This is a genomic window from Lactobacillus sp. ESL0230 (assembly GCF_003692805.1).
In the GTDB taxonomy this organism is placed as follows: domain Bacteria; phylum Bacillota; class Bacilli; order Lactobacillales; family Lactobacillaceae; genus Lactobacillus; species Lactobacillus bombicola.
Genome location: NZ_REHI01000006.1, coordinates 428,384 through 440,631, shown reverse-complemented (window position 1 = coordinate 440,631; position 12,248 = coordinate 428,384). Strand labels below are relative to the sequence as shown.

The following is a 12,248-nucleotide window of genomic DNA, read 5'->3' as shown; positions in this document are numbered from 1 at the left end:
AGCATGCCTTTAGAAAATGATTTAGATAAAATTTTAATTATTGGGTCAGGTCCTACATTAATTGGTAGTGTGTCGGAAACAGATATCCTAATGTCCGATGCAATTTGTGCACTTTTAGAAGAAGATATTAACGTTATTTTAGTTAATCCCAATCCTGCAACCGTTTCTACTGATAAACAACCAGGTGTAACCGTTTATTTGGAGCCAATGACAATCGATTTTCTTAAAAGAATAATTAGGATGGAAGAGCCTGATGCGATTATTTCAGCTTATGGTTCATCAACTGGACTTAAAGTGACACGTGAATTAGTTCATGATGGTATTCTTAAGCAAATGGGGGTACGTTTGCTCGCCTTGAATGAACAGGCTTTAAAGCTCAATTCCCAACAGGATATGACATCTTTTTTAGAAAGAAATAAAATTACTGCAAGTCAATACTGGGAGATGACTGATTTTGCATTTGATAAACTAGAACAACAATTAAAGGAACAAGTTACTTTTCCAGTATTATTAATTAAAGATAATTCGTATTTACATAATAAACATATTATTTTAAAAAATTCCTTAGAAGTGAGTGATTATTTAAAAAAAGAGCGCCAAAATGAAGCTGCTTCACATGATAATTATCGCTTAATTGAAGACCTTTCCTCATGGGAAGAGGTTATTGTTAATGTAATACGTGATAATCGAGGTAATATTTTATTTACTAGTCTAGCTGATACAATTGAACCAGTTGCTGTCAATTTAGGTGATTCAACTGCTGTAATGCCAGCTTTAACCTTAAATAATGACCAAGTCCAAAGAATTCGACTAATTGCCAAAAAAATTGCTAATTGCTTACAAATTATTGGTATTTTAAATATTCACTTTGCGGTAAAGCATCAAGGCAATGAATTTACAGTAAAGATTTTAACCATTAAACCCCGGCTAACGCGGAGTGCATTATGGTCACAAAAAACTTGTCTTTATAGTATTGGTTATATTGTTTGTAAAATAGCAGTGGGTTATAATCTAAACGAGATTATTGATCCAATGACCGGTCTAAATGCTGCTATTGAGCCAATACAAGATAAAGTGACTGTAAGAATGCCATTTTGGTCACTAACACAGTCGGGCAGTAATCATTATGATTTAAGTAATAAAACTCAAGCTAGTGGTGAAACAATCGGTATCGGGCGAAATTTTGAATCTGCCTTTTTAAAGGGACTAGCTTCATCTATTAATAGTGAAATGGCTTTAAAAGTTTTTGAAGCTGAAAAAATTAAAGACAAAGCTGAAATTATTTTTGACCTAAATCATCCAAATGAATTGCATATAATCAAGCTTTTAGCGGCAATTTATCAAGGCTTTACTTATCAAGAACTGCAACATATTGTATATATTCATCCTGTTTATTACCAAAAATTAGAGCATATCGTTCAGATTGGCCAACAATTAGCTGAAGATGAAATTACTGATAATTTATTGCTTACGGCAAAAAAATATGGTTTTGGTAATGCCTTAATTTCTAATTTGACGCAAATAAAGGAAAGTGTGTTATACAAGCATTTTAAAAAAATTCATTTAAAACCGGTCTATTTGCAAATTGATGGTTCAGCTGGTGTCGATAAACCTAGAGTTCATGCATATTATAGTGCCTACAACATCCAAGATGAGTCGCAGCCTCTGAATGCCTATAAAAAAGTATTAGTAATTGGTATGTTACCATCTCAAGTATCCGTAACTAGTGAATTTGACTATATGATTAGTCATGCCATCAAAGCTTTACATAATAATAATTATGCTATAGTTTTAATTTCAAATAACGATGAATCTGTCTCAGCTAGTTATAAAAATGCTGATAAAATTTACTTTGAGCCGATTACACTAGAAAATATTCTGAATATTGCAGAAAAAGAGGCCATAAAGGATGTTCTGCTACAATTTTCTGGAAAAGAAGTTAGTGCATTAAGCAAAAAATTAACCAAATATGGCCTAAATGTGTTGGGTAATCATACCCTCGATCCAAAAGAAAAAATTAATAGTATTTTGCAAGCACCTTTAAAATCATTAAAGCAGAATCAATTATTAACTACTTTTGATAAACAAGAAGCAGCTGATTTTATTAAAGAGCAGAACTTTCCGATTTTAATAGGTGGCTATAATAATGAAGGTATCAAGCAAAAGTCAGCTGTTGTTTATGATCTGCCTGCCTTAGAAAAATATTTGCAAGAAAATAAATTAGCTAAAATTACCTTGTCACACTTTATTGAAGGAAACAAATATGAAGTTACAGCCATTTCAGATGGCAAAGATGTGACAATTCCAGGCATTATTGAGCATTTAGAACAAACAGGCTCTCATGCATCAGACTCGATTGCAGTTTTTAAGCCTCAAAATCTGGCCAAAATTAGCAAAAAACTTCTTATTGAGTACACAATTAATTTGATCAAACGACTACAAATGCGTGGTATTTTCACACTACATTTCTTAATCGTTAATAAAGATATTTATTTACTTCAAATTAAACCATATGCTGGACATAATATAGCATTTTTGTCTAAGGCATTGGATAAAGATATTACAGCTTGTGCAACTGAAGTATTATGTGGTCATAATCTGCCGGAATTAGCTTATAAAAATAAAATATGGTCGTCTAATAATTTCATTTATGTTAAGATGCCGGTTTTTTCTTATATTAATTACTCAAGCAATAATACTTTTGACTCTAAGATGAAATCTTCTGGTTCAGTAATGGGTAGAGACACGCAATTAGCAAAAGCTCTATATAAAGGCTACGAGGCAAGTGGGCTACGCATTCCTAGTTACGGTACCATCTTTATCTCAGTAAGAGATCAAGATAAGAAAAAAATGACTGAATTAGCTAAACGATTCTATAAACTTGGATTTAAAATCGTTGCTACTGAAGGAACAGCTAATAATTTTGCTGAAGCAGGAATCACAACAGGTGTAATCACTAAAGTATATAGCAACGAAAATAATTTGTTAGATAAAATAAATCAACATAAAATAGTAATGATTATTAATATTACTGATTTATCTGACACAGCAAGTGGTGACGCAATTAGAATTCGTGATGCTGCTCTAAATATTCATATTCCGGTTTTTTCAAGTATTGAAACTACAGAATTGATTTTGGAAGTTTTAGAATCATTATCCTTGACTACTTTGCCTATATAGCAAATATTTCCGTCTTCAAAGTTAAAGCTCTTAAAGAAGAAGCAAAAAGTTGATAAATCTTGTTATAAAACAGTGATTTATCAACTTTTTTTCTTTAATAAATATTAGTCTATTCTTTTACTTAAAACTCTATCTTTTTGCGGCGTAACTTCAATCGAATTTTGGCCAGTATATATAACAAATCCTGGTTTTGCACCATTGGGCTTTTTAACCCGTTGATCTTTAACAAAATCAACTTGTACATGAGCAGAGTTTTTCGCTTTAGAAAAATAGGCTGCAATTTCAGCTGTCTCTATGATATCAGCTTCTGAGGGCTGAGAATCCTGTAAAATCACATGCGAACCGGGTATGTTTTTTACATGAAACCATATATCTTGCTTATTAGCTTTTTTAAATGTTAACCAATCATTTTGATAATTATTTTTACCCACTAAAACAAGTTTGCCCGAAGAGAGTTTGAATTTATTCAAGCTCTGTTCTATTATCTTTTTACGCCGCTTTTTCGTCGATATTGGTTTAATATACCCTTGACTAGTTAATTCATCAATAATTTGATCAATATCTTGTGGTTCAGCATTATCAATTGCTGTTTGAACTGAATCAAAATAAAGTAAGTTATTTTGTGCTATTTGGATTTGCTCTTTGACATGCTTAATTGAGTCACGCATTTTTTTATAGCGTGTAAAATATTTCTGCGCATTACGGGCAGGAGACAATGCAACATCAAGTGTAATTGAAATCAAATTATTATTATCATAATAATTGGGTAGTTTAATTTTGGTCATTCCTGGCTTTACTTGGGCTAAATTAGCATTTAAAATTTCGCCTCGGATTCGGTAGCCTTCAGAGTTTTCAGCCAATTCAAGTTGATTGCGTAATTTAACTATTTTTTTTGTTAATTTTTTTTGCTCATTCTTTATAATTCGTTCGACCTGCGTTGACTTTTGTCTAACCCAGTCATGATTTGATTGGTAGCGATAAAATTCATCAAGTGCATGATTAAAGTCATCATCAGTAGTTTCTTTAAGCAAATCAAGATGATAGGGAAGATAGGGGAAAATTTTTCGTTTATTATTTTTAGTTGTTAAAATATATGCTCTGCCCTTATCAAATTGACTTATAAAAGTCATAAACGAAGAATAAGAATAATCGTCTGTCAAATAACCCAGTAATTCATTACGATCATCACGATCAAGTCCATTAACCTTTTGCACAAATTCAGTTGGTGCTACCTTATTAATTTCTGCCTTAAATTCAGCTGATGTTATCTCAAAGCCGTTTATCCCTGGATTAAGTGGCGGTAATACATACTTAGCTTTAGGTAAGAGTAAACGCACCCGATTTTCTTCTGGATTTATCCGTTTAAGTAAATCAATAATCCGTCCACTTGTTTGATTATATAAAATAACATTACTATGCTTACCCATTAATTCAACTGATAAAACAAGTTGTACTTGATCACCTAATTCGTTGCGATTACTAAAATAAAAATTGACGATTCGATCAACACCAACTTGTTTAATTGATTGTAAAATGGAGCCTTCAAGATATTTTCTTAGCACCATTACGAAAGTAGGGGCTTTATCTGGGTTGTTAATCGATTGGTCAGTTATATAAAATCTGGGATATTGCGCATTTGCCGAAATAAGCAGTTGGCGATTTTTTCTTTCTTTTCTAAAAATTAAAATTAAATCATGCTCAAATGGTTGATAAATTTTCGATAAACGTCCACCAACCAAAAGCTTTCTTACATTACCTAACAAACTATGAATGAATAAGCCATCATATGCCATAAGTATCACCTCAAAATACGATATTAATTATATCAATTATACCGCAATAAGTATAAGGATTATTATCTGAAAATAAGTTACTTTTGTGCATATATAACTGTTTTGCAATTTTTGCCAAGCATTATTTCAAAAAAGCTGGTATACTGATTTTAGATTTTTAGAATATTAATCGATAAACTATAATCATTCACTAATAGGTTATTTGATAATGTTTCACAAATAATCAAAAGTTGTATAAATTGTTTTTATTATTGATTTAAAAAGAAAAGGTAGGTTTATATGGACATTTTATCTTTCGATTTGATTTCCGAAACTATTAAAAAGGAGATTAAACACAGGTGTGGTCTTAACCTTTCTCAGACTCGTTTATTGCTTTATTTTGCTCACAATAACAATAAAGAACAAAAAATGGGCGATTTGGCTAAAAAGCTTAAAATTTCTTTATCAACTTTAAGCCGACAACTACAACAGAAAAAGACATTAAGCCTTATTACAATTACTCGGTCGGAAAGCGATTCAAGTAAAACTGTCCATTTAAATGAGCATGGCATTAAAAAAATTGCTGAGTTAAGAAGTACTGTCAAGAATATAGAAGAATTTTTCCTAACTGGATTTTCTGAAAATGAAATTGACACGTTTAACCAGGTGTTTACTAAATTAATTCAAAAAACAAAAGGTTCAAAATGATTTTAACTATTAGTCGTAACCTCATTATTTTTATGCTATAATCTTCTATATTGTATATACAGCGAAAGGTTAATTAGATGAAGATTGCATTAGTTACTGATAGTACTAGCGTTATAACTAAACAAGAAGCAAAGGATAATAACATCATTGTTTTGCCAATACCCATTATTATTGGTAATAAAGAATATTTAGAAAATATTGACATTACGTCTGAACAACTTTTTGAAATGCAAAAGAATGGGGCAGATTTTCCCAAAACGTCTCAACCGAGTATGGGTTATTTAATTAGTCTTTTTGAGAGACTACATAATGATGGATACGAAGCAATTATTGCAATTACTTTATCCAGTGGAATTTCTGGATTCTATCATACTCTGTGTAACATTTCAAAAAATAATCCCAAATACAACTTACATGCAATTGATACTAAAATGACGGTCCGTCTTCAAGGAGAACTTACTTTAGCTGCCGCAAAAATGATAAAAAATGGGGTCGACTTAGATACAATACTTAAACGACTTGAAGAGATTAGGGCCACAATTGATGAAATTTTTGTACCAAACGATTTGCAGAACCTTAAAAGAGGTGGTCGCTTAAGTAATGCTGAAGCATTTATTGGTTCAATGCTTAATATAAAGCCACTTTTAACTTTTAAAGACGGAAACATTGTGGCTTTTGATAAAATTAGATCAATGAAACGTGCTTTTACGAAAATGCAGCAATTAATTTTAAGCAAAATTGCTACACTTCCATACAAAGATAAAATCAAATTATTTATTATTGATTCAAATGATAGTAGTCAAGTAGAGGAAGCAAAAGTCTTTTTGAAAGAAAACTTTCCTGAGCAAAACATTTCAATTACTAAATTTAGTCCAGGAATTGCAACTCACTTAGGCGAAAAATCATTTGCAATTGGCTGGATGATTGATATTGATAAAATTGATTTAACTAAATAAAAAATATTTTAAGGATTAAAAATGGACAATGCAGATAAATTTTTAAATTGGACCTTAAAATTACAAAATATTGCCCAAAATGGGTTAGAATATGGCAATGATTGTTTTGATATAGAACGGTATGCACAAATTAGATTAATTGCTACCGAAATGATGGCTGCCAAAACCGGATTACCACTGAAACAAGTAAAAGAAATTTTCAGTAGTGAAGATGGCTATCAAACATCTAAATTAGCCACACGAGCAGCAATTTTTAAAAATAAGCAGATTTTGTTGGTTAAAGAAACCACAGACAACTTTTGGTCCCTGCCTGGAGGATGGTGTGAACCTAATCTTTCGGTAAAAGATAACTGCATTAAAGAAGCAAAAGAAGAAGCCGGATGTGATATTGCAATTGATTATCTAATTGCAATTAATGATAGTCAAACTACCATTCATGATAAAAAGCGTATTAAAAGGCTAGTTAACGTGTGTAATGTTATTTTTCTGTGTCGCGAATTAAGTTCAAATTTCACACCCAATATTGAAACAAGCGAAAGTGCTTACTTCAATTTAAATAATCTTCCTCCACTTTCACAAAATAAAACTAATGAAGATGAAATCAAAATGTGTTTCAATGCTGCGCAGGCTGGTTCTAGTTGGCAAGTAAGATTTTAATAACGATAATAAAAAGAGCTAGTTATGATTACTAGCTCTTTTTATTATTTGAATTATTACTTTGGGCGATTTTATTTAGGGCTTCACGTTGCTTATGTTGGTCAACGTGTGTATATAAATCTGTTGCTGATGTACCTTTTTGACCTAATTGCTGTGCAACTAAAACTTGATCTTTAGTAACTCCATAAAGTTCTGAAGCAAGAGTATGACGCAGCTTATGTGGGGTGAGTGGGTGTCCAAATGAAGCCGAGTACTTATTAACCATTTTTTCAATTGCGCTAGTTGTCATTCGACGCGTTTGATGGTGCCACCTAGTAAGAAAAAACGCTGTTTCTTTTTTGGTTGCTTTATAACGTTGGCTACGTATTTTTTGATATTTAACTAGATAAGTTAACGTCCATTCGGCTATTGGCACACTATCTTTTTGACCGCCTTTTCTAGTAACGTCTAAAGTTGCTTTCTTTAAATTTAAATCGGATATATTAATACCCGCACATTCTGAAACTCTGATTCCTGTCCCTAAAATTACGGCAATAATTGCCATATCCCTCTCCTTGTTAAGCTTAAAGGAGGGGAGGGCATGAGGATTACAGTGCTTTTCAAAGTTGTTCTCAATATAATTCAAAAATTGGTATTTTAAGTCTCCAATATACATATGAGATTCAAGAATATGTGCACGATAATTAAGGGTCTTAGTATTATTAAGGGAGTCAATTTTCAGCATTACATTTCGCTCAAAATAAGGTTGGCCGTCATTATTATCTGCAGTAATGGTCAAAAACTTGAAAAGTGAGCGTAGGGCGTTAATCGAGCGATTGATTGTTGTAGGTGAATTTAAATGACCTTGTTGATTTTTAACATGACCTAGATAATTGATATAAAGCATAATGTCACTACGATGTAAATTAGCTAAAGTAATAGTTGTAATATCACTATTTTTTTGAGCAGAAGAAATTCCTTCTTTACGTAGCCAATCAAAGAATCTGCGAATTTCTGTTAAATATTGATAGGTAGTTGCTAAGGAATGGTTAGTACCAAAATTGTATTCCTGGACAAAGTCAGGCATTTTTGTTAATTCATCTTCAATTAAGTCCAAATATTTTTTTGTTTCCAATATTATTTTCTCCTAAATAAATTTATCTTAGTTAAATTATAAAGCAAAATAAGAATGTCTGTTTGGATTTTGAAAACATTTATATAAAAATTATTCTCATTAGGTAGAAAAGTAAAAACCCTTATTGCTGTTGTCTTTTACCTTTCATTAAAATTATAGTTTTAATGATTACAAATCGAGAAAACATTGTGGTAGCAACAAAAACAATAATCAAAAAATATTTGCTGGTTTCAACACTTTCTTTGCGTGTGTAATATACACTAAAATCAGATCAGCTTACACGCATTTTCTAGCTGCAACTTTACCAATTAATTCTAAAGTGAATTTTGCATGAACTTAATTAATTGGCTTATTTAGATTTTAATAACTCACTAACAGCTTGCTTAAAAGCGTTAGAAGTTAATATTTATTTCTTAGTTACTCTCTTTACCGATTTTAGTTTTTGGCACTGCACCCAAAACTCATGTTCTTAAAAACTATAATCTTGCTTGTAATATTACCTTGATATGATTACTGGGAACAAGTCTTTTTCATTGTTGTAAGAGGAGTGATCTTTTGCTACTTTTAGAAACTGGCAAAACAAGAAAAGTTTATTTGCTACTTTTGATTGATTATTCAGTTAAACCGGCTTACTGATTACTGTGTTAAGTTTTAGCGCTGCCTTTTTAATTAATTTTAATTAGTGTGTTTCCGTTTGATGTTTGAAATTTGTTTTTTACTTTACATAATATATATTATACGAAGTATTACCAGATTAGTAAACTTAACTTACAAATTAGCTACAACTATTCCCCTGTACAAATTCATATAGATGCTTAAATATTAAATTTGCTTAGCCATTATTTAAAATAGCTAACTTAAAATAAATTCCACTAAAATAGTTTAAAGAATTTTATTTATAGACCTTAAAATATTGCTTTTTGATTTTTTTTATTATTTTTTATTATCAATTACTTTTAGATAGTATTTTATCTAAAAATGTTTGCTACCAGTTTTCTTATATTTTCTTAAATAAGTATATGTAAAGCGGTTTCTATATCGAATTTATATATTATCATTAGTTGCAAAAGTGGTTTTTATAATTTGAACTTTTTAGCTATAGTATCAAAGGAAATTCAGACTTGAAATAATATTTTAAAACTTATATTTTTTCATTTTAAGTTTAATTATTTAGAGCTTTATTATTTATATTTTTTAGGGTTTGTCTTATAATACTATCTGGAGTATAGATTAAAACTATTATTTCAACAATCGACTTTGATGTTTTAAAGATTTGTTGAAATTAATTGTTTTTATTTATAATTTTTTTGTTTTATTGTTTAATTCTATAATTAATCTGTTATTATGGAATATGGAATTATATTTTTTGAAAGGGTTGAATTTATTCCATGAGTATAAATTTAGGAAAAGAAATATGCCGTCGTCGACGTGAACAGAAGTTGACGCAGGAGGACCTGGCAGAGTTGAGTGATTTGTCTGTAAACTTTATTTCTCGTCTTGAGCGTACCAAAAATCAAAACATCAGTATTCAAAAACTTGATTCTATTGCTAGAGCATTGAATACTACTACACCTGATATAATAATGAACGCATATAGATTTAAAGAAGTTAAGGTTGAGAACCATCAGGATAATACACCTGTATTTATCAAAAAAGTTCTCAATGAATTAAGAAAAATGTCTTCAGAAAAGGCTGAAAGAGTGTGTAAATCTTTTATTATTCTGGCTAAAGAAATTAACAAAGAATAATTTATTTAAATTTAGAAACGTAAATAAAAACACGAGCGGGATTACTTCCCTACTCGTGTTTTTTAATCTTTAAAATTTGAAATAATTATTAACTAAATGCATTTGTAAGTGGTGGTACAACTTGTTTTTTACGTGAAACTACACCTGGTAAACTGATTTCCGAATCAATAATTTGTCCAAATGCCTTTTCAAATAACTGCTGTGCTTCACTAGATCCTGCTACTATTGCAGTTGAGTCAGAATCCAATACATTCGTAATAAGTAACATAAATAGATCATAATGATCGGTGGCTATTGCAGACTCCATTGCCTTTAGAAAAGCAGCTTTACGTCCCATTGCTTCAGGCAAATCAACTACATTAATTTGAGCTACCCTAACTTTTTTATCTTTCAATTCAAAAGTTTTCGCATCTAACTTAATTAAATCATCTTCTAACTTATTTGCAATATTTGTGCCTGCTTTTAATTCTGCAAGTCCGTAATTTTCATAATCAACATTAGCAATTTTAGCCAACTCTTTTACTGCTTTACGATCATCTTCAGTTGTAGTCGGTGATTTTAAAAGTAAAGTATCAGAAATAATAGCAGAAAGCATAATTCCAGCAATATTTTGCGGAATAGCAATTTCGAAATGTCTATATAGCTTCCAAACAATTGTACTTGTACAGCCGACTGGCTCAGCAAGATAAAAAAGCGGTGAACTAGTATTAAAATTCATAATCCGATGGTGATCAACAACATGGGTAACTTTTACCTTATCAATATCAGAAACACTTTGTTGTGGTTCATTATGATCAACTAGCATTACTTTTTCAACTTCATTAGCAGCGGTCTTGATTACCCTAGGTGCCTGAAAACCAAACTTGTTTAATGCAAACATAGTTTCGTCATTAGGCTCACCTAATGCCACTGCTTCAGTATTATAACCCAGTTTATTTTGTAAAAATGAATAAGCAATAGCTGTACCAATAGCATCTGTATCTGGACTTTGATGACCAAAAACTAGCTCTTTTTCCATTAATTTTCCTCTTTTTCTATAAATTATTGTACATAATTAGTTTACCTAATAACTCCTATTCAATAAAGCCTATTTAGGTAAGAATTGCTTAAATTCGGCTAAAATATTGGCGACTCGAGGAACGTCTTTTTTACCCTTTCGATAAACTATTGAAGTAAGGAACTTCTTGTCATCTTTTAAAAAGACTGGAGTTAAATTAATGTCATTTTTGTGAGCTTGATAATACGAATGACTAACAAATGTATCGTAGTTTGTTGCTATAGCTGTTGCTACTAGCTGCTCTGTTGATGAAAAGCTCATAGAAATATCCAATTTCTTTTTTATATTAACTCTACTTCCAAATTTTTCTTTCATTAGTTGAGTTAAAAAAAATCCATCTGGATATGCTACCCATTTTTGTTTAGTAAACGTAGAAATTGGGTATGCTTCACCAGCTTCTAAATTAGTGAGATGCGTCAAAATTATTAAGCGTTCATCATTAATTTTCATTTGTTCATATTGATTATTCAAGCTAGCCTGACTTTTTTTAGCAACATCTGGAATATATAAAATTGCCAAATCAATCAAATTATTATCCAAGTTATACCACAAATCCTTACGATTAAAGCAACTAAGATTAATAGTAATATCAGGGTATTTCTGGTTAAACTTAATTAAGAACCTTTGTAACCACTCACAATTAACACTTTCTAAAACTCCAATTGAAATATTCCCTCGATCAGCTTGGGTAAACTCCTGAATATCATTTACGACAGAGTTCATAGTTCCCAAAAGTTTAATTGCTCCAACTTGTAATTGCTTTCCTGCTTCAGTAAGATATAGTTTTTTACCCATTTGTCCAAACAAAGGAGTCCCAATTGCATGTTCAATTTTTTTGATTTGCTGCGTTAATGCTGGTTGAGTAATTCCCAAAATTTGTGCTGCTTGAGTATAATTCATTGTATCTATTAACTGTAAAAAATAGTGTAGAGATTTACTTGAGAGAATAGCATCCATTTTAGGCATATAAATTATTCCTTCTATCTTAACAATAATATGGCTTACATTTATATGCTATTATCAATCAAAAATGGCTCTGTGTCAAAGTATATTTTA

9 protein-coding genes are annotated in these 12,248 nt (G+C 30.8%); 5 read left to right on the top strand and 4 right to left on the bottom strand.

The window, feature by feature from the left end:
- Nucleotides 1-3 precede the first annotated feature (3 nt).
- On the top strand, nt 4-3,180 hold the full coding sequence (locus F5ESL0230_RS03835; RefSeq protein WP_122021656.1) for a carbamoyl phosphate synthase large subunit: 3,177 nt from the start codon (nt 4-6) through the stop codon (nt 3,178-3,180).
- Nucleotides 3,181-3,284: 104 nt separating this feature from the next.
- Here the strand turns inward: F5ESL0230_RS03835 and F5ESL0230_RS03830 are convergent, their stop codons facing one another.
- On the bottom strand, nt 3,285-4,973 hold the full coding sequence (locus tag F5ESL0230_RS03830) for an NFACT family protein (protein ID WP_122021655.1): 1,689 nt from the start codon (nt 4,971-4,973) through the stop codon (nt 3,285-3,287).
- 279 nt (nt 4,974-5,252) lie between these two features.
- On the opposite strand from F5ESL0230_RS03830, the gene F5ESL0230_RS03825 reads away from it, so the two are divergent.
- From F5ESL0230_RS03825 to F5ESL0230_RS03815, 3 genes are all read left to right on the top strand, one after another.
- Entirely contained in the window at nt 5,253-5,660 is a 408-nt protein-coding gene (locus tag F5ESL0230_RS03825; RefSeq protein ID WP_122021654.1) for a MarR family winged helix-turn-helix transcriptional regulator, read from the top strand.
- A gap of 77 nt (nt 5,661-5,737) precedes the next feature.
- Nucleotides 5,738-6,616 (top strand): DegV family protein, encoded by an 879-nt coding sequence (locus tag F5ESL0230_RS03820; protein ID WP_122021653.1) that lies wholly within the window; start codon nt 5,738-5,740, stop codon nt 6,614-6,616.
- Nucleotides 6,617-6,637: 21 nt separating this feature from the next.
- Entirely contained in the window at nt 6,638-7,273 is a 636-nt protein-coding gene (locus F5ESL0230_RS03815; RefSeq protein WP_122021652.1) for an NUDIX hydrolase N-terminal domain-containing protein, read from the top strand.
- 31 nt (nt 7,274-7,304) lie between these two features.
- Here F5ESL0230_RS03815 and xerS read toward each other — a convergent pair whose 3' ends face one another.
- Nucleotides 7,305-8,387 (bottom strand): tyrosine recombinase XerS, encoded by a 1,083-nt coding sequence (gene xerS / locus F5ESL0230_RS03810; RefSeq protein WP_122021651.1) that lies wholly within the window; start codon nt 8,385-8,387, stop codon nt 7,305-7,307.
- A 1,388-nt stretch (nt 8,388-9,775) separates the two neighbouring features.
- Between xerS and F5ESL0230_RS03805 the strand changes: the two genes are divergently transcribed.
- The gene (locus F5ESL0230_RS03805; RefSeq protein ID WP_122021650.1) at nt 9,776-10,135 is read left to right on the top strand and encodes a helix-turn-helix domain-containing protein; all 360 of its coding nucleotides are present in this window, start codon (nt 9,776-9,778) and stop codon (nt 10,133-10,135) included.
- Nucleotides 10,136-10,223: 88 nt separating this feature from the next.
- Here F5ESL0230_RS03805 and F5ESL0230_RS03800 read toward each other — a convergent pair whose 3' ends face one another.
- Nucleotides 10,224-11,153: a manganese-dependent inorganic pyrophosphatase gene (locus F5ESL0230_RS03800; protein WP_122021649.1), complete on the bottom strand. Its 930-nt coding sequence runs from the start codon at nt 11,151-11,153 to the stop codon at nt 10,224-10,226.
- A 69-nt stretch (nt 11,154-11,222) separates the two neighbouring features.
- A complete protein-coding gene (locus F5ESL0230_RS03795) occupies nt 11,223-12,158 on the bottom strand; it encodes a LysR family transcriptional regulator (protein WP_122021648.1) in 936 nt (311 codons plus the stop codon).
- Between the last annotated feature and the right edge of the window lie 90 nt (nt 12,159-12,248).

Excerpts from the sequence above, each read along its gene's own strand:
- F5ESL0230_RS03835 (WP_122021656.1), top strand. The coding sequence starts at position 4 with ATGCCTTTAGAAAATGATTTAGATAAAATTTTAATTATTGGGTCAGGT.
- F5ESL0230_RS03830 (WP_122021655.1), bottom strand. The coding sequence starts at position 4,973 with ATGGCATATGATGGCTTATTCATTCATAGTTTGTTAGGTAATGTAAGA.
- F5ESL0230_RS03825 (WP_122021654.1), top strand. The coding sequence starts at position 5,253 with ATGGACATTTTATCTTTCGATTTGATTTCCGAAACTATTAAAAAGGAG.
- F5ESL0230_RS03820 (WP_122021653.1), top strand. The coding sequence starts at position 5,738 with ATGAAGATTGCATTAGTTACTGATAGTACTAGCGTTATAACTAAACAA.
- F5ESL0230_RS03815 (WP_122021652.1), top strand. The coding sequence starts at position 6,638 with ATGGACAATGCAGATAAATTTTTAAATTGGACCTTAAAATTACAAAAT.
- F5ESL0230_RS03805 (WP_122021650.1), top strand. The coding sequence starts at position 9,776 with ATGAGTATAAATTTAGGAAAAGAAATATGCCGTCGTCGACGTGAACAG.
- F5ESL0230_RS03800 (WP_122021649.1), bottom strand. The coding sequence starts at position 11,153 with ATGGAAAAAGAGCTAGTTTTTGGTCATCAAAGTCCAGATACAGATGCT.
- F5ESL0230_RS03795 (WP_122021648.1), bottom strand. The coding sequence starts at position 12,158 with ATGCCTAAAATGGATGCTATTCTCTCAAGTAAATCTCTACACTATTTT.